Source organism: Phycisphaerae bacterium, from assembly GCA_012729815.1.
Taxonomy (GTDB): Bacteria; Planctomycetota; Phycisphaerae; order JAAYCJ01; family JAAYCJ01; genus JAAYCJ01.
The window spans coordinates 57,296-80,227 of record JAAYCJ010000251.1 but is presented as its reverse complement, the minus strand read 5'-3'; the positions used below and the strand labels follow the sequence as shown (position 1 = coordinate 80,227).

The following is a 22,932-nucleotide window of genomic DNA, read 5'->3' as shown; positions in this document are numbered from 1 at the left end:
TTACCCTACAAAGGCTTCAGGTTCTTGCCTCCACGTCAGATGTCCGCGAAAATGTCCTGTGGCAATCACGCCAGGTCGAACCGGTCAAGGTTCATCACCTTCTCCCAAGCCGCCACAAAGTCACGCACGAACTTCTCCTGAGAGTCCGCGCAGCCGTAGACCTCCGCAATGGCCCGAAGCTGCGAATTCGAACCGAAGACCAGGTCCACCCGGGTGCCCGTCCACTTCAGCTCACCCGTCGACTGATCGCGACCCTCGAACACGTCCGCGTCTTTCGAGGTCGCCCTCCACGCCGTGCCCATATCGAGCAGATTCACGAAGAAATCATTCGTCAGCGACTCCGGCCGATCCGTCAAGACGCCGTGTCGCGACTGCCCGTAATTGGCGTTCAAAACCCGCAGCCCGCCGACCAACACCGTCATCTCAGGCGCCGTCAGCGTCAGCAGTTGCGCCCGATCCACCAGCAGTTCCTCCGCCGTTACGGCGTACTTGGCCTTCTGGTAGTTCCGGAACCCGTCAGCCGCCGGTTCCAGCACCGCAAACGACGCCGAATCCGTCTGCTCCGGCGTCGCATCCGTCCGTCCTGGCGCAAACGGCACCGTCACCGTGTAACCGGCACGCTTCGCCGCTTCCTCCACGCCCGCGCAGCCGCCCAGAACGATCAGGTCGGCCAGCGATACCTTCTTCCCGCCCGATTGCCCCCCGTTGAACGACTTCTGGACCTCCTCAAGGGCTGCCAGCACCTTCTTCAACCGCTCCGGCTCGTTCACCTCCCAATCCTTCTGCGGCGACAGGCGTATCCGCGACCCGTTCGCCCCGCCACGCTTGTCCGAGCCGCGAAACGTCGAAGCCGACGCCCACGCCGTCCAAACCAGTTCCGATACCGACAAACCGGAGGCCTGAATCCGCCCCTTGAGGTCCGCGATGTCCTTCGCGTCGATCAGCGCATGATCCACCGCCGGCACCGGATCCTGCCAGATCAACTCTTCCGCCGGAACCTCCGGACCCAGATACCGCGAACGAGGGCCCATGTCCCGGTGCGTCAGCTTGAACCACGCCCGCGCGAATGCGTCCGCGAATTCACCCGGATTCTCCATGTACCGCCGCGCGATCGGCTCGTAGATCGGATCCAACCGCAGCGACAGGTCCGCCGTCGTCATCATCGGCCGGTGCTTCTTCGACCGGTCGTGAGCGTCGACCACCATGTCCTCCTCCGCCACGTCCTTCGCCAGCCACTGATGCGCGCCCGCCGGACTCTTGACCAGCTCCCACTCGTACTTGAACAGCACCTTCAGATAACCGGAATCCCACTTCGTCGGGTTCGGCTTCCACGCCCCTTCGATCCCGCTGCCGATCGCATCGCCCCCCTTCCCGCTGCGAAAACTGCTTTTCCAGCCGAGCCCTTGCTCCTCGATCGGCGCCGCCTCCGGCTCCGGTCCCACGTGCGTCGCCGAACCCGCCCCATGGCACTTGCCGAACGTATGCCCCCCCGCCACCAGCGCCACCGTCTCCTCGTCGTTCATCGCCATCCGCGCAAACGTCTCCCGAACGTCGCGGCCCGAAGCCACCGGATCCGGTTTGCCGTTCGGCCCTTCCGGATTCACGTAGATCAGCCCCATCTGCACCGCCGCCAGCGGATTCTCCAGATCCCGCTCGCCCGTGTAACGCTTGTCGCCGAGCCACTCCGCCTCAGCCCCCCAATAGATATCCTCCTCCGGCTCCCACACGTCCTGCCGCCCGCCGCCGAAACCAAACGTCTTAAACCCCATCGACTCCAGCGCGCAGTTGCCCGCCAACACCATCAGGTCCGCCCACGAAATCCTCCGCCCGTACTTCTGCTTGATCGGCCACAGCAGCCGACGCGCCTTGTCCAGATTCACATTGTCCGGCCAACTGTTCAAAGGCGCCAACCGCTGCGATCCCGACCCCGCACCACCCCGTCCATCGCCCATCCGGTACGTCCCCGCGCTGTGCCACGCCATCCGGATGAACAGCGGCCCGTAATGGCCCCAGTCCGCCGGCCACCAATCCTGTGAATCCGTCATCAACGCGTACAGATCCTTTTTCACCGCCGCCAGGTCCAGCTTCTTGAACTCCTCAGCGTAGTTGAAATCCCCGCCCATCGGATTGCTCTTCGACGAGTGCTGGTGGAGTACCCTCAGATTCACCTGATTCGGCCACCAATCCCGATTCGACCGACCGCTCCCGCCGATGGGCTTGACCCCCATGCCGGTTACCGGGCACTTGCTGTCCTGACTCATCCCCAATCTCCTTTCCTTTCAGCTTCGAATCTGTACAGCGAACTATCGCTATCCACTAAACCGGCCGGACCTTCTCGCCCTGCCGTTCCTCACACGCCGAACAAACCCCGCGAACCTGCACCTGTGACGACTCCACCCGACCAAAGCTCTGGACGGACTCCGGGATCGGCAGATCGTCCAACACCGCGCTGGAAAAGTCCTTGATCGCCCCGCACACCGTGCAGACAAAATGATGATGCCGCTCCGTATTGGCGTCGTACCGCGCCGCCCCGTCCAGCGCCCCCGCCCGGCGAATGAACCCCTCACCCTCCAAAGCCGCCAGAGTCCGGTACACCGTATCCCGCGAAATCGACCGAATCCGACTACGCACCGCCTGATACACCGTCTCCGCGTCCGGATGCGACTCGCTGCCCACCACCTCCCGAAAAATCTCCGTCCGCTGGTGAGTCACCTTAAGCCCCCGCGCGCGGCAATACCCCACAAAGGCTTCGATCCGATGCTCAATATCCGCCTTGGACAAGCCCACAATCGGCCCCCATACGATTTCGTAAAGCCTACGATTTAGAAGTATACCGCCAACCCCCTGAACGTCAACCCTTTTCCCGCAGAGCCCCCAGCTAGTTTCGTGAGCCTGTGTTTTTCGCATTGACACCCCTGCCCCACCAGGATATAGTATCCTGCTTGGGAATTACCTGATTCCGCAAGGGGCGTGCCGAGTGGATCTCGGCGATGGGCTCCGGCGTACGCGGCGCTGAGCTCAGGCCTCCGGACAGGTCCGCTGCCGCGGCTTGCACCCGCAGCTCGTACTGCAGCGCAAAAGGACATACGGTCAACGGGATTCTACCCGGTGGTGTAATTGGAAACACAGCAGGTTTTGGTCCTGCCATTCCAGGTTCGAGTCCTGGCCGGGTAGTTGTCCTTTTATCGGTAATACTTATTTTATATCCAGGAAGCTACCGCCTATGGCAGCGAAAGCGAAGGCCAAACCCGGTAAGACGCCGCGGAGACCAGCCGTCGGAATCATCCTCGCCGCCGGCCAGAGCACCCGTATGAACACGGACATGCCAAAGGTCCTCCACGAGGTCTGCGGCCGGCCCATGCTCGAATACGTCATCGACGCCTGCCGCGGGGCCGGCATCGAACGACTCTTCGTCGTCGTCGGATACGGCAAAGACACCGTCATCGAGCGATTCAACGGTGACAAGGGCATCACCTGGGTCCACCAGGCCGAACAAAAAGGCACCGGCCACGCCGTCCTCTGCTGCCGAAAACACCTCGAAGATTTCGACGGCGACTGCGTCGTCGTCTGCGGCGACGGCCCCCTGCTCCGCCCGCAAACCCTCAACGAACTCCTCGACAAGCACAACCAGGAGCACTCCGTCGCCACCCTCGCCACCGCCGTCCTCGACGACCCCTCCGGCTACGGCCGAATCGCCCGCGACAGCTACGGCAACCTTCAGGGAATCGTCGAACACGCCGACTGCACCCCCGAACAACTCCGGATCCGCGAAATCAACCCAAGCTACTACTGCTTCGACTGCCGAACCCTCCTCGACGCACTCGACCGAATCACCCCCAACAACGTCAAAAACGAATACTACCTCACCGACGCCCTCCAGATCGTCATCCAGAGCGGCAAGCGGGCCATCGCCATCACCGCCGTCAACGCCGAAGACGTCCTCTCCATCAACTCCCGCCGGCAGCTCGCCGTCGTCAGCAAGCTCATGCAGGACCGCATCCAGGCCGAACTGATGAACAGGGGAGTCACCATCGTCGATCCCGCCAACACCTGGATCGACGCCCGCGCCGAAATCGGCAAGGACTCCGTCATCCACCCGTTCACCTACATCCACGGCAAGGTCCGCGTCGGCCGCAATTGCCACGTCGGACCCTTCGCCTTCGTCCGCGAAGGCACCGTCCTCGACGACGACGTCGTCTTCGGCGTCTTCGCCGAGATCAAAAACTCCCGACTTGGACAGGGAACCCGAGCCCGACACCACACCTACATCGGCGACGCCCAGATCGGCCGGCAGGTCAACGTCGGAGCCGGAACCATCTTCGCCAACTACGACGGCCGCGAAGTCCACCCGACCGAAATCGGCGACCACACGTTCATCGGCTCCGGAGCCGTCCTCGTCGCCCCCGTCCGCGTCAAACCGCGATCGAGCATCCAGCCGGGCACCGTCGTCCGCAACAACGCCACCAACTCCCTCGGCGAACAACCGCCCGAACCGGCGAAAAAATCCAAACGCGGAATATCAAAAACCTAACGAAAGACGCCACCATGGACACGATGAAGGTATTTGCCGGAACCTCCAACCCCAGCCTCGCCGAGAAAATCGTCGATTACCTCGGCGTCCAGCTCGGCGCCTGCAAGATCATCTCGTTTCCCGATGGCGAACTCATGGTCAAAATCGACGAGGACGTCCGCGGCTGCGACGTCTTCGTCATCCAGAGCACCTGTGACCCCGTCAACCACAACCTCACCGAACTCCTCATCTTCATCGACTGCGTCCGTCGCGCCTCAGCCAACCGAATCACCGCCGTCCTCCCCTACTTCGGCTACGCCCGCCAGGACCGCAAGGACGAGGGCCGAGTCCCCATCACCGCCAAGCTCGTCGCCAACCTCATCACCACCGCCGGCGCCGACCGCGTCCTCGCCATGGACCTCCACGCCGCTCAGGTCCAGGGCTTCTTCGACCTGCCCGTCGATCATCTGGCCGCCGAACCGGTTATATCCTACTACCTCAAAAAACTGAACCTCGAAGACCCCGTCCTCGTCTCGCCCGACGTCGGCAACGTCAAACGCGCACGCGCCTACGCCCAGCGATTCGAAACCGATCTGGCCATCATCGACAAACGACGCGTCAGCGGCTCCGACATCGTCACCGAAAACATCATCGGCAACGTCAAGGGCCGCTCCGTCCTCATGGTCGACGACCTGATCGCCACCGCCGGTACCGTCTGCAACGCCGCCAAACTCTGCAAGGACCAGGGCGCCAAGTACGTCTGCGTCGCCGTCACCCACCCGGTCCTCTGCGGCCCAGCCGTCGAACGGCTCAAAAACGCCCCCATCGACCGCCTCGTCGCCACCGACACCATCCCCCTCAAACCCGACGCCGCACGCGAACTCCAAAACCTGACCATCCTGACCGTCTCTGAGCTTCTCGGTGAAGCCATGAGACGAATCCATAGAGACGAATCGGTAAGCAGTCTGTTTTTAACCTGATACGGAGGTTATCCATGGCCAAGGCGGTTCCATTACAAACGAAGATCAGACAGGAAGTCGGCACCAAGGGCAGCCGAAGGTGCCGCCGCGAAGGCCTGCTCCCCGGTGTCATCTACGGACACCGCAAGGACAGTGTCCCCGTCGCGGTCCCGCAGCACGAGTTCCTCCACCACATCCATCACGGCGTCCACCTGCTCGAACTCCAGATGGCCGACGCCGCGCCCGAGACCGTCCTCATCAAGGACGTCCAGTACGATTCGCTCGGCACCAATCCGGTCCACGTCGACTTCACCCGCGTCGACCTCTCCGAACGCGTCACCGTCGCCGTACCCGTCATTCTCCGCGGCACGCCCGCCGGCGTCAGCGAAGGCGGCACCCTCCAGCAGCCGACCGCTGAACTGGAAATCAGTTGCGTCGTCACCGACATTCCCGAAGAAATCCGCGTCCGCGTCAACGACCTGAAGGTCGGCGATACCCTCAAGGCCGCCGACGTCAAGCTGCCCGAAGGCGCCGCCCTGGTCTCCGAACCGGAAACCGTCATCGCCGCCGTCACCGTCGTCGCCGAGGAAGTGACCGCTGTCGAAGGGGCCGCCGCCGAGGCCGGCGCCGAACCCGAAGTCATCGGACGCGGCAAGGAAGAGGAAGAAGGCGAAGCGGGCGAATAGCCCCCCGCGTCTCCATCGTGAAAGGTTGCTGACCGTTGCACGACGCCAACCCGGACAACATGACCCTGATCGTGGGCCTCGGAAACCCCGGACCCGAATATGCCGGAACCCGGCACAACTTCGGCTTCATGGTGGTCAACGAGCTCGCCCGCCGCTGGGCCATCGCCACCGACACCAGCAAGTTCCACGGGCGTTTCGGCTCCGGAGCGTTCGCCGGCCGCAAGGTCGCGCTGCTCAAACCAGCCACCTTCATGAACCGCTCGGGCCAGGCCGTCATCGACGCGGTCAACTTCTACAAGCTCGAACCGGGCCAGATCCTCGTCGTCCTCGACGACCTCGACCTGCCCGTCGGACGACTGCGACTCCGGGTCCGCGGCTCCGGGGGCGGACACAAAGGCCTCACCGACGTCCTCAGCCGCCTCGGAACCGACCAGGTCCCGCGACTCCGCTGCGGAATCGGCTCGCCGCCCCCCATGATCGACCCAGCCGAGTATGTCCTCGCCAAATTCTTCGCCGAGGAACGCGACCTGGTCGAAAAGGCGATCCGCGACGCCGCCGACGCCATCGAAGTCGCGATCCGAGACGGCTTCCCGAGGGCGATGGACCGGTTCAACCGTACCGAAGAGGATACCGAAACCAAGCCGACATCATAGCACGCAAAACAGCCATTTTAAGGAGACTGAGTCTTGGAAGTTAAACGGCTTTACGAAGGTATGTTTCTGGCGGACACCAAACTGGCCGCCGAGTGGGAGCAACTCGAACAGGAAATCAAGCGGATCATGGACCGCGCCTCAGCCGAGATGCTCTACTGCAAAAAATGGGACGACCGCCGCCTGGCCTACGAAATCAAGGGCCGAAAACGCGGCGTCTACGTCCTGGCCTTCTTCAAGGCCTCACCAACCCAGATCGAAGGCATGGAACGCGACGTGCGACTCTCCGAAGGCCTCGTCCGCGCCCTGATCACCCGCCAGGAGCAACTCACCGAAGAGCAGATCGCCGAACTGGCCGCCGGCCCGGGCCTCCAGGCCATCCGGCTGCCCGCCTTCGGCGAGGAAGACGATGGCGACCGCCGTCGCCGACCCTACGGCCCGCGACGCGACGATCGCCGTGACGATCGACGCGATGATCGGCGCGACGAAAGACCCTCCTTCCGGAGGTCGGAAGCCCAGGAGCAGGCCCCCGCTGAAACCAACGAGTAGCGGCCCGCGAACGCCTGTGGCCCCGCTAACGGTTGGGCCAATGGGAGGATATCATGGCAAATTTCAATAAAGTGATCCTGATGGGCAACCTGACCCGCGATCCGCAACTGAGCTATCTGCCCTCGCAGACGCCCGTCGTGGATTTCGGCCTCGCCGTCAACCGAAACTGGACCGGACAGGACGGACAACGCCGCGAAGACACCTGCTTCGTCGACTGCCGCGCCTTCGGCAAACAGGCCGAGGTCATCAACCACTACATGAACAAGGGCAAGCCCATCCTCGTCGAGGGCCGACTCCAGTTCCAGCAGTGGCAGGCCCAGGACGGCAGCAAACGCAGCAAGCACATCGTGGTCGTCGAGAACTTCCAGTTCGTCGGAGCTCCAGGCGCAGCCCAGGGCGACTCCCCCGCCTACGGCGAGGAGTCCCAGGCCCCGCCGCGACAATCCCGACGTCCCGCGCCGTCCCAGCCGGCACGGCCCCCAAAGGACGAACCACAGGCCCCCTACGGCGACCAGGACGACGCCAATCGTCCACCGTCGGAGGATGACATTCCGTTTTGACCGCCGAAGCCGACGTCTCGTGACCGGCGCACCGGCGATGACCATAAAGGTATGAATAAAACATCCTGATCGGAGATTACCATGGCAAGAGATAGGAAAAGCAAGTTCAGAGAGATCGTCAAGTGCCGCTTCTGCCGCGACAAGACCGCGCAGATCGACTACAAGGATGTCCACATCCTACAGAAGCTCGTCACCAACCAGGGCAAACTTTACAGCCGCAAACGCTCCGGCAACTGCGCCAAGCACCAGCGGCAGGTCGCCCAGGCGGTCAAGCGGGCGCGGTTCCTCGCCCTTATGGGCTACGTCGGAAGCTGACGCCGACCATACCGCAACCCGACCGGACGGCAGAACCGGATGATACAAGATTATTCACAGGAGTACTAACATGCGTAAGCTGTTGCTTCGTACGGACGTTCCCTCCCTCGGTTACGTCGGCGACGTGGTCGAGGTCAAGGAAGGATACGCCCGCAACTACCTCATCCCGCAGGGCCTGGCCATGGAGCCCACCCCCGCCAATCTCAGGAGCATCGAACAGGCCAAGAAGGAAGCCGAGGCCCGACGCGCTAAGGAACTGGCCGAAAAGAAGGCCCTCGCCGAGAAACTCGAAGGCCTCGAAGTCACCATCGTCTCCCGCGCCAACGAGCAGGGCCACCTCTTCGGCTCCGTCGGACCCAAAGAAATTGCTGACGCCATCGCCTCCGAAGGGTATACTATCGACGAACGGAGCATCCGGCTCGACGAGCACCTCAAGGTCGTCGATAAGTACACCGTTCTCGTGCGGCTGGCCGAAAACGTCGAAGCCAACGTCGTCGTCTGGGTGGCTCCGGAAAAGACCGAGGAAGAAGGCGAGCAGACCGGCGAATCAGCCGAATCGTCTCCGGAGAGCCATGCCGAAGAATCCGACCAATAGCGACCAGATCGGACCCCTGGCCGACCGTCAGGTCCCCCATTCGCTCAGCGCTGAAATGAGCGTCCTCGGGGCCATGATGCTGGCCAAGGAAGCGGTCGGTCTGGTCATCCCCATCCTCAAGGAAGACTGCTTTTTCAGACCAGAGCACCGGATCATCTTCCGGGCTCTGGTCAGTCTCTATCAGGAGGGCCAGCCGTCCGACCCCGTCGTCCTACGACGCGAACTCAAACGCATGGGCGCCCTCGACCAGGTCGGAGGACCACAGTTCATCGCCCAGCTCCTCTCCTCCGTCCCCTCCGCCGCCAACGTCGAATACTACGGCAAAATCGTCCGCGACACCTTCATGCTCCGCCGCCTCATCCAGGCCTGCAACGACACCCTCCAGGAAACCTACACCGACGCCCTCGCCACTCAGGAACTCCTCGACAACGCCGAAAAACGAATCTTCGACATCACCCAGGACCGGATCAGTTCCGGTCCCGAACACCTCCAGCAGTTCCTCGACGAAACCTTCAAACAGCTCGAGGAACGCGACGGTGGACTCACCGGTCTGGCCACCGGCTTCACCGAACTCGACGACCTGACCAGCGGCTTCCAGAAGGGCGAGCTGATCATCATCGCCGCACGCCCCTCCATGGGCAAGACCGCCTTCGGACTCAACGTCGCCGAGCACGTCGCCGCCGTCGAAGGAAAACCCTCCGTCTTCTTCTCCCTCGAAATGTCCAAGCAGCAGGTCGTCCAGCGTATGCTCTGCGCGCGCGCTCAGGTCGACTCCCACCGCATGCGACGCGGCATGCTCAACGACCAGGAAATCGCCAAACTCCACACCGCCTGCGACGTCCTCCGCGACTCCCCACTCTTCATCGACGACACGCCCGGGATGAGCGTCCTCGAAATGCGGGCCAAGTCGCGACTCCTCAAGCTGCGCGAGGACGTCGAGATCGTCTTCGTCGACTACCTCCAGCTCATGAGCTCGCCCGGAGCCGAATCCCGACAGCAGGAAATCGGCATGGTCTCACGCGGCCTCAAGGCCCTCGCCCGCGAACTCAACGTCCCCGTCGTCGCTCTCGCCCAGCTCAACCGCGGCGTCGAGGGCCGCGAAAGCCACCGGCCCCGAATGAGCGACCTCCGCGAAAGCGGCAGCATCGAACAGGAAGCCGACCTCATCGTCCTCCTCCACCGCGAAGACTACTACCGCGACACCGGCAGCGAGGTTACCGACGACTCCATGGGAATCGCCGAAATCATCATCGCCAAACAGCGTAACGGCCCCGTCGGCTCCGTCCAGCTACAGTTCGCCAAAAAATTCACCCGATTCAACAACCTCGCCCACATCGCCATCTCCGAAGCCGAAGGCTACGTCCCGCCCGGCGCCGGAGACGCCCCCTTCTAACCCCCCCTCGCACGACCCGCGACCGCATCATTCGGGCCATGATCGCAGACCGTCTCATTATGTGTCATTCCCGCAAAATCGCGTGGAGTGCGTCATCGCGACGCACCATCTCCCGTCCCCTCCACCCCTCCCACCAGCCGCCAAACCCTTCCGACATTCTGTTATTCGGCACGTCCATTCTCCCGTTCTTCTCTTTCCGCGTCCTCCGCGCCCTCCGTACAATCTTCAAAGAACACCTCCGACACGACCAGAACTGGCGTCACCGCCACGCCGCGGTTACAATTGACCGGGGTCTGACCGACATAACCCCATCGGAGTGCATCGGATGAACGAACCCGACGCCAATAGGGACTCCGACCGGCAGGTCGCCGCGGAAATGCTTCGCGCAGCCGCCGACGTCGCCAGGTCCCTCCACGCCCGAGCTCTGCTCGCCTACCTCGACGCCGTCGTCGACGTCGACGCCCTCAGAAACCTCGACGCGGGCCAAGCCGACCTCATCCTCGTCGTCCGAGACCGCACCGGAGCCCAGGTCGCCTCCGCCCTCGGATTCCACAGCATCACCGTCCCGCCCGTCACCCTCACCCGAATGGGACAGATCAAAACCGCCACCCTCATCGCCTTCAGCCAGCGACTCCTCGAAACCGGCGATCAACTCGTCTTCCTCGCCGGACCCGCACACCGACGCCTCGACACCATCGTCGTTATGAGCGTCGGAGACGAGTGGGAAATGTTCCAGACCGTCGATCAGCCACGACTCACCGAACACATCAAACGAGCCGTCTTCGAACGCGTCCTCCGAATCGCCCTCGAACTCGCAGCCGAGGGACGCGAAGGCAAAGCCGTCGGCGCCCTCTTCGTCCTCGGCGACCATCACAACGTCGATGAATACTGCCAGCAGATCATCCTCAACCCCTTCAAGGGATACCTCGAAGCCGAACGCAACGTCCTCGACGAGAATGTCCGCGAAACCGTCAAAAGCTACGCCACCCTCGACGGCGCCTTCATCCTCAAGGGCAATGGAGTCATTATCTCCGCAGGAACCTACCTCAAGGGCCTCAAAACCGGCTCCCCGCTCCAACAGGGCCTCGCCGCGAGACACGCCGCCGCCGCCGGAATCACCGCCTCCACCCACTGCATCGCCGTCACCGTCAGCCAGTCCACCGGCACCGTGCGAGTCTGGCGACGCGGACAGATGATCACCGAAATCGAAAAACCACCCCACGCCTCCGGCGACGGAACCCTCTCCGACGTCGACTAACGCGCCACGCGGAACTTCTGCACCCGCGCATTCCCGCTGTCGGTGATGTAGAGGATGTCGTCCGAGTCGATCGCGATGCTCTCAGGATCGTCGAATTCACCGTCGCCATCCCCTTCGGTCCCAAATGACGTCAGGTAAACGCCGCTCGCCGCGAAAACCTGAACCCGGTGGTTCTTCGAGTCCACCACGTAGACCCGCCCCTCCGAGTCGACAGCCGCCGCCGATGGCTCATTGAACTGCTCCGCCGCCGAACCCTCCGTACCCCACGCCGCCAGAAACTCCCCGTCGCTGCTGAACTTCTGAACGCGGTGGTTATTCCGGTCCGGAACGTACACGTTGCCCGCCGAATCGAACGCCATGTTGCCCGGCATATCGAACTCGCCCTCAGCCGCCCCCTTGCCGCCCCATTGCGTCACAAACTGCATCTGGCTGTCAAACTTGTGAATCATGCCGCCCTGGTCGGCGACGTAAATGTTCCCTTCCGAATCGATGTCCACCCCCGTCGGCGTGGCGAACACCCCCGGATCGCCGCCAAACTCGCGCCACTGGTCCAGAAACGACCCGGTCGAACTGAACTTCTGAACACGCTTGTTGCCGCCGTCCGCCACGTAAACCTGGCTGGTCGAATCCACCGCAATGCCCCACGCGGTTACGAACTGCCCAGGTCCCTCGCCAACCGCCCCCCACTTCCGCAGGAACGTCCCTTGCGGGTCGAAAACCTGGATGCGGCTGGTCAGCGCGTCGGTTACGTAGATCTCGTCCTCGTCCGGGCCCAGCGTCACGTCCTCGATAATCCCGAACTCCCCGTCCGCCGGCTCAAGCCCCTCTCCGCGGCTGCCCCACGTCAGCACGAACTCGTACTCCGGTATCGCCAGCTTCGTATACGTCCGGCTCGCCACCTCGCTCGGATCCGCCCCCTCCAAAAACGCCCGCGCCTTGATCGTCGTCGTGGCGCTCAGCGTGATCGGCGCCGTGTACTCCGTGCTCGCCTCGCCCGGATCCGACCCGTCCAGCGTGTACCGGATCACCGTATCCAGCGTCTCCACCGACATCGTCACCTCCACCGTGTCGGTGAAATCCGTCAAGACCGGCGTGATCTCCGGCGTCTCTGCCTGCTCGATGTCGTTGCGCGTATACGTCTGCGAAACAATATCGCTGGGGTTCATCCCGTCCTTGAACGCCGCCGCCTTGATCGTCGTCGTCGCCGTCAGCTCGATCGCCTCCGCGTACTCCGCGCTGCTCGCGTTCGGATCGCTCCCGTCAAGCGTGTAGCGGATCGCCGCGCCGTCGGTCGCGCACCCAAGCGCCACCGACACGGACTCGCGGAACGGCCCGCCCGCCGGATCGAACGTCGGATCCGCCACGTCGTCCAGTTCGTTCAGCGTGTACGTCGCCGTCGCCACCTCGCTGTCGCTCATCCCGTCCAACATCGCGATCGCCGAGATCGTCGTCGTCGCGTTCAGCAGGATCGCCGAATCGTACTCCTCGGAATCGGCGTCCGGCGTGCTCCCGTCCGTCGTGTAGTAAATCGTCGCCCCTGCCGTCGCCGTCGATAGCGTCACCTCAAGCGTGTCGCCGAATCCCCTCGCTTCCGGACTGAACGTCGGCGCCGCCGCCTGGCCGACCGCCTCGCGGATGTACTTGAGCGTCACCGCCGGCGTCGGCATCAACTCGTCCTTGTACCCGCGGGCGATGATCGTCGTCGTCTCCGTCAAAACGATCGGCTCGTCGTACACGGCGCTGTCCGGACCCGGCATCGTCACCCCGTCCGTCGTGTACCGGATCCTCGCACCTTCCGTCTGCGTCGCCAGCACCACCTCAACCTGATCCGTAAATACCGTCCCGCCCGCCGGACTCACCGTCAGCGCCGCCACCTGCTCCTTCTGAATGCCCGTGTACAGATACGGATTCTCGCAGCCGCCGATACACCAGACCGCACCAACCAACGCGACCGCTGCGAGATACAAACCGCGATTCATGCCGTGCCTGCTCCCAAAAACGACTTGGGCCTCGTCTGTATATTCTACGCCGGCCGAACCCTAACTGATCCGCGAACCCGGCGCTACCGGACGATCCAAACTCATCACCACCACGTTCGTCGTCGGTTCCCCTTCCACCCCAGCCAGCAACATGCCCCGACTCTCAACGCCGCGCATCGTCCGCGGCGCCAGATTCGCCACCACCGCGATCAGCTTGCCCACCAGCTCCTCCGGCCGATAGTACTGCTTGATCCCGGCGACGATCTGACGCTCGCCCAACTCGCCCAAGTCCAGCTTCAGAACCATCAGTTTATCTGCATTCGGGTGTTCCGATGCCTCAACGACCTTCGCGACGCGGAGGTCAATGGCGGCAAATTGCTCGAAATTGATCTCGGGTTTTATTCCGTCCGACATGGTACTGTCTCCTCGGTGGTTTGGCCTTTATCAGTTTAGTTTAACAGAATCGATGCGGTTCGTCCACCGCCCGATTGGCGTGATTTGTATGATGATATGGTTGTATGACAAATTACAATCACCGGCCCGTCTCCGCCGCCAGCATGTCAACCAGCTCGTCGGCGCGGGCCTGATCGCGGGCCTCCGCGATGATCCGGATGATCGGCTCGGTGTTGCTGGGACGGATGTGGACCCACGCCCGTTCATCCGGAAAGTCGATCCGGACGCCGTCGGCGGTGTCGATCTTCTGATCGGCGTATTTCTGTACTAACCTCTGGCACACCTGGGCCGCCTTCTCCCGCGAGCACTCGAACTTCGCCTTAACCATCTGGTATTTCGGGAGTTCGGACACGAGCTGTGAAATCGTCTTGCTCCGGCTGACCATAAGCTGCAACACCAAAGCCATCGCCGAAAGCGAATCGCGGACCGGCACCACATCCGGCACGATCACCCCGCCGTTGCCTTCGCCCCCGACCGGGCAATTGTTCTGCATCACAGCCCGCGCGACGTGGGCCTCGCCGACCGGGGTGCGGATGACCTTCTGGCCGAACCATTGGGCCACGTCATCGACCATGCGCGACGTGGAAAGGTTTGTCGCCAAAGGACCTGCGCGATGGGCCAGCACGGCCCACGCCGCCAGGGCCAGCGTGTATTCCTCGCCGATGCACCGGCCGGTCTCATCGACCAGAGCCAGACGATCGGCGTCGGGATCCTGGGCAAAACCCACCTGCGCGCCTTGACGGGTTACTTCCTGACACAGGCTGGTGAGGTTTTCCGGGATGGGTTCGGGGGTATGGGCGAATCGGCCGGTCGGTTCGGCGTTGAGGCCACAAACCTCGCAGCCAAGGGCATTAAGAAGCATGGTTCCGGCGTGGGCGCCGGCGCCGTTGATGCTGTCGAGGACGACCTTGACCTTGCGGTAGCGCAGGTCGTCGATCAACCTGGGGTCCGAAGCGGCCAGGACGGCTTGGACGTGGGTTTGATGGGCCTGGTCGTCGCGTTTGAGGCGTCCGCATTCGGTGGCGGAGGCGTGTTCGGGCGGGTCCTGGTGGAAGGCGGTTTTGATCTGCTCGGCCCGCTGGGCGTCGACGGCGAGGGCGTCGGGGCCGATGAGTTTTATCCCGTTCCACTGAATGGGGTTATGGGACGCGGTGACGATGACGCCACCGGCGGCGGCGTGCCGGCGGACGGTCAGGCAGGCGGTCGGAGTGGCGGCGACGCCGATGTCAATCACGTCGGCCCCAGCGGCGAGGAGCCCAGCGATGACGGCGGAACGGAGGGCGTCGCTGCTGATTCGGCTGTCACTGGCGACGACGAAGGGTTTGCCATCGTTGGCGGCGAGTCGGCCGTAGATTCGGCCGACTTTCAGCGCCTCGGGGGCGCCCAGATCGGACCCGACGAAACCGCGCATCCCGGAGACGCTGATGATCAATGGCATTCGTCATCCTCCTTTGCTGACAGTAAACGGCTACCAGTTGCTCCCTGACGGGTCGGGGACCCGCATGATTTTGCTGGGCATTCGGATTTCCTTCTTATCGTCTTTTGGGGCCTTCAGATCGATATAGGTTCCGTTGACGATCAGGTAGGGAAACTCGTTTTGCCAGCGCTTAAGGTCCGGGTCGGTGACGACGGGCTTCATGCCGATGACGGGTCCTCGTCGTCCGCCGCCGGCTTGGATGGCGTCTTCGGGAAAGGCTCCGACGGTGACGAGGCTTCGGTTGGCGGCGTGGTAGACGTAGGCGGGTGTTTTCTTTTCGGTTCGGAGGTATTGGACGAGTTCGACGGCGGCTTTTTTGTGGCCGGGTTCATCGAAGCGGGCGATTTCGAGTGTCCAGTAGCCGCCGCTGTTGATGAGCCGCCAGGAGGCGAGGATGGGCGGGTCGGGTTCGGGGATGGGTTCGAGGTGGGCGTCGAGGAAGAGGTAGCCCTGATCGCGGACGCCGAGACCCTTGATGAAGGCGAGGTCTTTCTGAGCCTGCTGGGACTGGGGGTTGTTGTATGAGCCGTAGGTCAGGAGGGTGACCTCGTCGCTGTGGGTGACGGCGATTTTGGCGGGGTCGATGCCGCGTGAGACCTTCAGGGAGTCGTGGAACCATTGGGCGCTGCGGGTGCGGTCGGGGCCGACGAATCGTTTGAGGACGATCTGCCAGTCGCCCTGGCGGCCCAGTTGCTGCTGGCAACCGGCAAGAGACGCCAGTGCGGTCAGGGCGAGGACGGCGACGGTGAAGCGGGTTGGTCGGGTGTGCATCATTTCTCCTTCAGCGCGTCTTTCTGGGCTTTGATGAGCCGGCGGATGCCTTTTCCGGCTGTTTTGAGAATTGTATCCAGTTGGATGCGGTCGAAGGGTTCTTTCTCAGCGGTTCCCTGGACTTCGACGAATTGGCCGCGATCGGTCATGACGACGTTGAAGTCGAGCTCGGCTGAGCTGTCTTCGACGTAGTCGAGGTCGAGGAGGATGCGGCCGTCGACGATGCCCGCGGAGACGGCGGCGACGGCTCCGGTGATGGGGTTCTGAGCGATCAGGCCGCGCTCGAGGGCGTTGCGGACGGCGTCGACGAGGGCGACGTAGGCCCCGGTGACGGCGGCGGTTCGGGTTCCGCCGTCGGCTTGGAGGACGTCGCAGTCGACGGCGATGGTCAGGTCGGGCATTCTGGCCAGGTCGAGGACGGCGCGGAGGGATCGGCCGATGAGGCGTTGGATTTCCTGGGCGCGGCCGTCGGTGCGTTCGGGGCGTCGCTTTCGCTGGGGCGTGCTGGAGGGGAGCATGCCGTACTCAGCGGTGAGCCAACCCTTGCCGGCTCCTTCGAGCCAGGCAGGCACGCCGGGTTCGGCGAAGGCGGTGCAGAGGACCTGGGTTTGGCCGGTGGCGATCAGGACGCTTCCGCCGGCGTAGCGGGTGTAGCGGCGGAGGATGCGCAGGTCGCGAAGCTGGTCGGGTTTGCGTCCGTCATGTCGTTTTGTGGCCATTGAGGGCCTCCGGTTGGTTTCAGCGAAAACTCCCGGCCGCTGTTGAAGGTTGGCGGCGGATTCCGGATTATGATGGTATCCGGGGTCTGGCTGTGAGGCAAGGGTGTGTTGGGCGGCTGCGGAGGCTTTAGGAGTCCGCCTTTGGCGGACGTTGAAGGCAAAATGCGTTCGCCCGCCGAGGGGCGGAGACGCGGAGGGTTTGGACGGAAGATTGCGAAGGGAGCGGGTTGAGAAGTAAACGTTCAGGACCTGACGCCGGTTGCTTCGCACGCTGCCGCGGCTGGGCAAGGGGAAGTTCGAAAACGGGTGACTGTTTTGAATGACGCGAAAACTAGCTGCGTCCCCGTTTCGATCCCCGATCCTTCGATCCTGAATGGCGGGAATGGCGTCGATCCCAGTTAGTCATATGCGAGAATGAAAGGTTTGAAAGTCAAATACCTTCCTCGACCGTCAAATCCAGATAGTCTTCGGCATCCAGCGGCTCAACCTGCATCGGCTTGCTCGATTTGAGTTTATGTGTCAAGTCGCGCACCTTCCTGACCAGAAGGAACGGCTTGTCCGTGGGCTTGACATCCTTCTCGTACACGGCTCGGATCTCGCCGGGAACCATTTCTGCCTCTTCGAGGATCGTGGTGGCCGGGATCAGCTCTTCTGGGATGTTGACCTGGCCGGTAATGGCGATCGTGGCAACGCAGTTCATCAAGTAACTGAAGCTCATCGCCACTTCGTACTTCGGCTCACGCCTCTGCGACATCATCCCCGCGATGCGCCAAGGCATGCGGTCGAGGGTCAAATACCATATCTTGTGGCCGTAGTTCGGCCCGTGCGTCTTCTGAGTACGCCGCAAGCGGATGATTGAGACGTAAGAGTTGACGTCGTTATCAACGAGAATCCTGAAGCGGTCTTCCGGAACATTCTCGGGCCGGCGCTTGGTCTTCGACCAGAGCGAGTGGGCTCGATCACGAACCTCCTGGTCGTCCCCGTCGAGCGACGGCAAGTCCTCAGTCTCAATGCCGAATACCTCCTTGAGAAACTCCACGGCGTTCTCTCGTTCGTTCGTCGTACCGAGGATTTCATCCACGATGTCCGGCAGCGATCCTCCATCTGCCTTAGCACGCTCGCAGAACACGCGGACCAGGGTCCGGGCCGTGGGTAGAAGCACTGCCAGAACTTCGGGGCTGCGGATACGGTAGTGGTTGGCCCACTCCTGTTGGACGCGGTTCCGCAGGTGCGACACAAGCTCCCCAATGTAGGGCCACCACGTCCGCAACTGGTAGCCCACCCGCTTCGCCCCTTCGAGGGTATCCAGAAGCGGCCTCCGGTCGCCTGTGGAGTAATGTTCAGCGAGGCAGCGAATCAGGACGGTTGTGTCCAAGTAAAGGACGTCGCCCCCGAGGAGCTTGCGGCACGCATCCTGGACGTCCGGCGTCACCTGCAAGAAGCCATGGACGATGAACAGGTCCGCCTTGCCCCGTAGGTACTTCCGCACCTCCTCGTCCTTCGTATTGAGTGTGACGAAGAGGGCGGGCGGGAGCAGGTCCATGACTTGCTCACTGGTGAGCGGTGCCTTCGTGGTGGGGTTGGAAAGCGGGTGCTGCTTCAAGAACTCCTCGACGAGCCTCTCCGCGTTCAGGATGTTGAGCAGAGCCGACGTCGGGTCACTGACCGCCTTGCCCTGCTCACGCAGGTACCACAGCACGGCTTGGTGCCCGATCTCGACGACTTTCTCGGTTGAGAACTGGTAATCCACCTTCAGATCGTCCCCCGCTCGCTTGACGGCAGCGCCCAGAGCCGCCAAGAATGCCAGTTCCCGATCATGAGCTTTCTGCATATTGCCCTGAACCCGGTCCCGGTACGTGAACGAGAGGACGTAACCACCGGCCTGCGTGTTGAAGTGCAGTGCCTTCTTGCGGACGAGGTGCTGGATGCGGCCCGGCACGATCTCCTTAATCCGCCCCGCATGTCCGGACGGGAACATCCCACAGATAGCTGTCACAATTGCTTCCTCGGTGTAGGCTTTGGCCGGCGGGTTCGAATCCCGCGTGACGCACGCGATCAGGGCATCGAAAATGCCCTTCGTCAGGTTGCCGCCTCTGGCGCGGTCGAGGGTCAGCGCCTCGAGGTACTGGACCGCCACCCGCTGCTGGGTCTCGCTTAGGACGAGGCTGTAGAGTTTGTCCGGTTGGAGGGAGCGGACGAATGGCTCCAGCACCTCGCGAGCGTATGTTTCGCTGGCGGCGGCGCGGTTTTGCGACGTCTGATGGCGGGAGACGAACCAAGCGGCGTCGCAGACATTGAGCGCCACCTTGTAGTCGCGGCGGAGTTCCTTCTTCGTCTCGTCTAGATCGGTTCCGACGTTGTCCGATGTGCAGTATACGAAGACTTCGGGCAGGAGCTCGTTGTCCTTCAGCTTCTCGATGGTCCCGAGCACCTTGGTGCGTGCCCTCGATGCGGGCGAAACGCAGCTCTGCACCACGACGGTTGCCTTCCCGGCCTCATCGTCGTAGATGTAGGCGTCCATGCCCTTGTCCTTTTTCCCGCCCAGTGGCTTCACCTCGGGATAATCATCGACCATGAACGCATTCGCGAATCGCTCGAAGGCGTCGGCATGCTCCTCCCCTGTGACGTTGAACGCTTTCACCAGTTTAGTCGACATAGAACGTCAATTCCCCTTTCTTCACTCGACAGCCATCTTGAGGCCGAACGCTTTATCATACGACAACTGCCGTTTGCTGGACGGAAGCCGCTTGCAGAGCGAAACATACCGCCGAACCGCCGTTGCGTCAAACATTCTTCGTCCGGAAGCTGGCGAAACCCGCCGGCAGGCTGCCGTGACGCCGGAAATACGATGCTATCGAAGATGTCCCGGCCGCTGTTGAAGGTTGGCGGCGGATTCCGGATTATGATGGTATCCGGGGTTTGGCTGCGAGGCAAGGGTGCGTTGGGGGGCTGCGCAGGCTTTAGGCTCTGGGCTTTAGGCTTTAGGGGTCCGCCGTTGGCGGACCTTGAAGGCAAAATGCGTTCGCCCGCCGAGGGGCGGAGACGCGGAGGGGAAATGAAAAGTGAAAATAGAAAATACTAAAATGCAAAATGTGAAGGCTGGGGGTGGGGGATGGCGGCGTGGTTGGCGGTTCGTTTTTGGGTTTGCACGGAGCACGCGGAGGGCGCGGAGGAAGAGAGGTGGTCGGGTAGTCAGCAAATCAGGAGGTCAGGCTGGAGCCGCCTTTGGCGGGGAGCGGAGGGGTTGAACCACCAAGGACGCCAAGAGCGCCAAGCGGGGAGCGGGAATTGCTGTTGATTGCTGATTTGGGGGAGAGACAAGGTGTGTTTTCGCGGGCGAAAACACACCCTACGCGCTCGGCAGCTCGCGATACGGGCGGCAGAAGGAAATGGTGGATGTAGGAACATCCACCCTACATGACTCGGGCGACTTTGCAGCCACGTTGAAGGAGGCCGGCATCGCCCATACCGAGATCCGGCCGCACACCCCGACGGACAACGCCGAGCTCGAACGCCGCCAAGGGACCATCGGCGAGGCGAAACGCGTGGTCGACGCGGTGATCGATCACTACAATCACGAGCGTCCGCACTCGGCCGTTGGGTTCCTGCGGCCGATCGATTACTATCATGGAAACCCGGAGGCGATGCAGGCCGAACGCCGCCGGAAACTGGCCACGGCCAGGGAAATGAGGAAACAGGAAAACCTTAAACTCAGACAACGCCGGATCCCGTTCCCGGAGGAAAGACTGTCTCTTAATCAGAACCGCGTTTTGTCTCACATTCTGTGGAACATATCAAACCCTGCCCGTCCGGGAGACGCAGGCCCGGTCTTTTGTCTGCGTGCGTCGAAACGGGGTCTGGAAAAGCGAATGAAAGGGAAATGAGGAATGAGCCTGGTATTCTGCTCGACCTGCGAGAATGATCTTTATTGCGTATTGAGCGCGTCCGGAAAGGACTATCCGCGCTATGACACTCCGCGGGAGGCGATTGAAAAAGCACGGAGCGGCGATGGGGTACTGATTCTGGCTGATGCGTATCCGGCCACACGGACGGAAATCTCCGAAGAACTATTTCAGTTGGCGGAACAGAAACGGTTGAAACTGTTGGTGGAATTTCCATCGTTTGTGCCCGGCCAGGAGGCTGGGGAAGTCAGAAGGTGCCACTGGGAGCGGGCGGTCGTCTCCGCGCCTGATTTCGGAGACACCTTGAAGAACCTGACGATCCTGGCCGTGCACGATTGCCGCTTTGTCGCGATGAGGGCCGCCGATCCGCTTCTCGTGATCGCGCGGGTGGCTGGATATGATAAGGCTGTTTTCGGCCTGCCGGAGGAAACCTGGCCGCTCCTTTTCAGAGCCAAGGACAATGTCTTGGTTATCACGAGCAGGCTTTCCGGCTTTGTTTCCGGGCGGTTCGCTCCGGCCGGGGCGTGGAAGACCATTTGGGAGTATCTCCTGAAACAACTGGGGGAAGGAACGGCTTTGGATCTGAGATGGACTCCGGTGATCGGGCCGATCTACGGCCCGAAGGACAGCTTGCCGGCCGACGTGGAAACCGCGGCCCTTGCGCGGGTGGCCGAGTGGTATGATCGATCGCGGCTGCTGTTGAGTGAAGAGCGGTTTGCAGGAATTGCCGGCGGCGACGAGGACATCAGCGACGATACCATCGACCTGCCGGGTGAGAACGAACCGGTGGGCGATGGAACGTATGGCGTGCTGGAAGGCTATTCCTCGAACATTCGCTATGACGGGGCGCAGTACAAACAGCGGGTTCCCTTGCGCGGAGACTGTAACTGCGAGTCCGCGATGGTCCTGATGCTCGATTGGATGGTACGGAAACGGGAGCGCAGCCGAAGGATCGCGGAGAATCTTCTCGACTACGTGTATTTTCGGTCGAATATGCACACGGGAGTCAGAGACGATCCGAATCACCCCGCGTTCGGCTTGAAGGCATGGGGCGACGGCGGATGGGGCGACAGGAAATCCCTGGCAGGATGGCTGAAGCGGACGTATCCCGATGACGAAGCTCGAGGGTTGATCGCGACGATGATCGCGGCTGCGTGTTTGAAAACGGACAAATGGGATTCCGTGATGCTGAAGGAAATCCTGGCCACGCATCGGCTGTATGGATTGCTGAGCTTTACGACATTGGAGGGTGCCTGGGATATTCCGGATCTCGAGAAACACGGCTGGCGGTACTATCACGACCAGCCGACTTTTCATACCTGCACGGAGCGCGACCCTTACATGTGGGCCTGTTTTCTGTGGGCTTATCACCACACCGGGTATAAACCGTTGCTGGAGACGGCCCGGCTGGGGATCAAGCTGGTGATGGCCCTCCGGTCGGAACGGCCTTGGACGGACGGAGGCGATTTTACGCGGATGATCCTGGCCCTGGCCTGGCTGGTACGGGCGGAGGATACGCCGGAACATCGGGGGTTCCTCAAGCGAGCAACGGATTATCTTTTGAATCTTCAGCAGCCGTGCGGGGCGATTCGGGAACACAACGAATGCCGGACACGAATGGACGGCTGTTATCCATTGAAGTCCAACGAAGCCTACGGAACGGACGAGGCGTCGCTGATCCAGGAGAACGGCGATCCCGTCTGCGATCATCTCTATTGCACGGGGTTCGCCATGCTGGGTCTCCACGAGGCGGCCGCCGTAACCGGTGATCCGAAACTGAGAGACGCCGCGGACCGATTGGCCAAATTCCAGTGCCGCATCCAAATCCGGTCCGAAAGATACCCCTACCTGAGCGGCATGTGGTTTCGGGCCTTCGATTACCGCATGTGGGAATATTGGGGCAGCTCAGCGGACCTCGGCTGGGGTGCCTGGAGCATCGAGGCCGGGTGGGGCCAGGCCTGGACGCCCGCGATCCTCGGGTTGCGGGCGTTAGGAGTTTCGATCTGGGATCTGACCGCGAAGACGAAGATCAAGTCGCAGTTTGAAGAGGTTCTCCGGCTTATGGCCATGAACGACGGCGGGCCCTATACAGAATAGGAACCTTGATTCGGGAGTGTTCCGAATTACCGCAGGACGTTCTCGTACACGGGCATCAA

General features: G+C 62.2%; 20 protein-coding genes and 1 tRNA gene. 13 read left to right on the top strand and 8 right to left on the bottom strand.

The features are described from left to right. Window positions 1-65 precede the first annotated feature (65 nt). Together katG and GXY33_16810 are read right to left on the bottom strand one after the other, a co-directional pair. Entirely contained in the window at window positions 66-2,261 is a 2,196-nt protein-coding gene (gene katG, locus GXY33_16815) for a catalase/peroxidase HPI (protein ID NLX06800.1), read from the bottom strand. Between the two features lie 55 nt (window positions 2,262-2,316). After that, complete coding sequence (locus GXY33_16810) at window positions 2,317-2,781, bottom strand: transcriptional repressor (protein NLX06799.1); 465 nt, start codon at window positions 2,779-2,781, stop codon at window positions 2,317-2,319. Between the two features lie 321 nt (window positions 2,782-3,102). On the opposite strand from GXY33_16810, the gene GXY33_16805 reads away from it, so the two are divergent. The 11 genes from GXY33_16805 (at window position 3,103) to GXY33_16755 (ending at window position 11,475) form a co-directional block, all read left to right on the top strand. Further along, window positions 3,103-3,174, top strand: a tRNA-Gln gene (locus GXY33_16805). Between the two features lie 49 nt (window positions 3,175-3,223). Then, window positions 3,224-4,531 (top strand): NTP transferase domain-containing protein, encoded by a 1,308-nt coding sequence (locus tag GXY33_16800; protein ID NLX06798.1) that lies wholly within the window; start codon window positions 3,224-3,226, stop codon window positions 4,529-4,531. Between the two features lie 14 nt (window positions 4,532-4,545). After that, window positions 4,546-5,490 (top strand): ribose-phosphate pyrophosphokinase, encoded by a 945-nt coding sequence (locus tag GXY33_16795; protein ID NLX06797.1) that lies wholly within the window; start codon window positions 4,546-4,548, stop codon window positions 5,488-5,490. A 14-nt stretch (window positions 5,491-5,504) separates the two neighbouring features. Further along, on the top strand, window positions 5,505-6,155 hold the full coding sequence (locus GXY33_16790; GenBank protein NLX06796.1) for a 50S ribosomal protein L25: 651 nt from the start codon (window positions 5,505-5,507) through the stop codon (window positions 6,153-6,155). A gap of 59 nt (window positions 6,156-6,214) precedes the next feature. After that, window positions 6,215-6,808 (top strand): aminoacyl-tRNA hydrolase, encoded by a 594-nt coding sequence (locus tag GXY33_16785; protein NLX06795.1) that lies wholly within the window; start codon window positions 6,215-6,217, stop codon window positions 6,806-6,808. A gap of 33 nt (window positions 6,809-6,841) precedes the next feature. After that, window positions 6,842-7,354 (top strand): 30S ribosomal protein S6, encoded by a 513-nt coding sequence (gene rpsF / locus GXY33_16780; protein NLX06794.1) that lies wholly within the window; start codon window positions 6,842-6,844, stop codon window positions 7,352-7,354. Between the two features lie 53 nt (window positions 7,355-7,407). Next, the gene (gene ssb / locus GXY33_16775) at window positions 7,408-7,914 is read left to right on the top strand and encodes a single-stranded DNA-binding protein (GenBank protein NLX06793.1); all 507 of its coding nucleotides are present in this window, start codon (window positions 7,408-7,410) and stop codon (window positions 7,912-7,914) included. Between the two features lie 81 nt (window positions 7,915-7,995). After that, window positions 7,996-8,229 carry a 30S ribosomal protein S18 gene (locus GXY33_16770; GenBank protein NLX06792.1) on the top strand — a complete coding sequence of 78 codons (234 nt, stop codon included), beginning with the start codon at window positions 7,996-7,998 and terminating at the stop codon, window positions 8,227-8,229. Between the two features lie 70 nt (window positions 8,230-8,299). Continuing rightward, entirely contained in the window at window positions 8,300-8,824 is a 525-nt protein-coding gene (locus GXY33_16765) for a 50S ribosomal protein L9 (GenBank protein ID NLX06791.1), read from the top strand. Beyond that, window positions 8,802-10,217: a replicative DNA helicase gene (dnaB, locus tag GXY33_16760; protein ID NLX06790.1), complete on the top strand. Its 1,416-nt coding sequence runs from the start codon at window positions 8,802-8,804 to the stop codon at window positions 10,215-10,217. Before GXY33_16765 ends, dnaB begins: the two co-directional genes overlap by 23 nt. Before the next feature lie 325 nt (window positions 10,218-10,542). Continuing rightward, entirely contained in the window at window positions 10,543-11,475 is a 933-nt protein-coding gene (locus tag GXY33_16755; GenBank protein ID NLX06789.1) for a hypothetical protein, read from the top strand. Here GXY33_16755 and GXY33_16750 read toward each other — a convergent pair. The 6 genes from GXY33_16750 to GXY33_16725 form a co-directional block, all read right to left on the bottom strand. Further along, window positions 11,472-13,454 carry a 6-bladed beta-propeller gene (locus GXY33_16750; protein ID NLX06788.1) on the bottom strand — a complete coding sequence of 661 codons (1,983 nt, stop codon included), beginning with the start codon at window positions 13,452-13,454 and terminating at the stop codon, window positions 11,472-11,474. The two genes, GXY33_16755 and GXY33_16750, sit on opposite strands and share 4 nt — an antisense overlap. 60 nt (window positions 13,455-13,514) lie before the next feature. Further along, window positions 13,515-13,868: a methionine--tRNA ligase subunit beta gene (gene metG, locus GXY33_16745; protein NLX06787.1), complete on the bottom strand. Its 354-nt coding sequence runs from the start codon at window positions 13,866-13,868 to the stop codon at window positions 13,515-13,517. A 118-nt stretch (window positions 13,869-13,986) separates the two neighbouring features. Next, a complete protein-coding gene (gene glmM, locus GXY33_16740) occupies window positions 13,987-15,345 on the bottom strand; it encodes a phosphoglucosamine mutase (GenBank protein ID NLX06786.1) in 1,359 nt (452 codons plus the stop codon). Between the two features lie 30 nt (window positions 15,346-15,375). Next, entirely contained in the window at window positions 15,376-16,155 is a 780-nt protein-coding gene (locus GXY33_16735) for a hypothetical protein (protein ID NLX06785.1), read from the bottom strand. Further along, window positions 16,155-16,874: a ribonuclease PH gene (gene rph, locus GXY33_16730; GenBank protein NLX06784.1), complete on the bottom strand. Its 720-nt coding sequence runs from the start codon at window positions 16,872-16,874 to the stop codon at window positions 16,155-16,157. Before rph ends, GXY33_16735 begins: the two co-directional genes overlap by 1 nt. A gap of 430 nt (window positions 16,875-17,304) precedes the next feature. Then, the gene (locus GXY33_16725; protein ID NLX06783.1) at window positions 17,305-19,530 is read right to left on the bottom strand and encodes a hypothetical protein; all 2,226 of its coding nucleotides are present in this window, start codon (window positions 19,528-19,530) and stop codon (window positions 17,305-17,307) included. 733 nt (window positions 19,531-20,263) lie between these two features. Here GXY33_16725 and GXY33_16720 point away from each other — a divergent pair. Continuing rightward, window positions 20,264-20,758 carry a transposase gene (locus GXY33_16720; GenBank protein NLX06782.1) on the top strand — a complete coding sequence of 165 codons (495 nt, stop codon included), beginning with the start codon at window positions 20,264-20,266 and terminating at the stop codon, window positions 20,756-20,758. A gap of 321 nt (window positions 20,759-21,079) precedes the next feature. After that, the gene (locus GXY33_16715) at window positions 21,080-22,873 is read left to right on the top strand and encodes a hypothetical protein (protein NLX06781.1); all 1,794 of its coding nucleotides are present in this window, start codon (window positions 21,080-21,082) and stop codon (window positions 22,871-22,873) included. The last annotated feature ends 59 nt before the right edge of the window (window positions 22,874-22,932 follow it).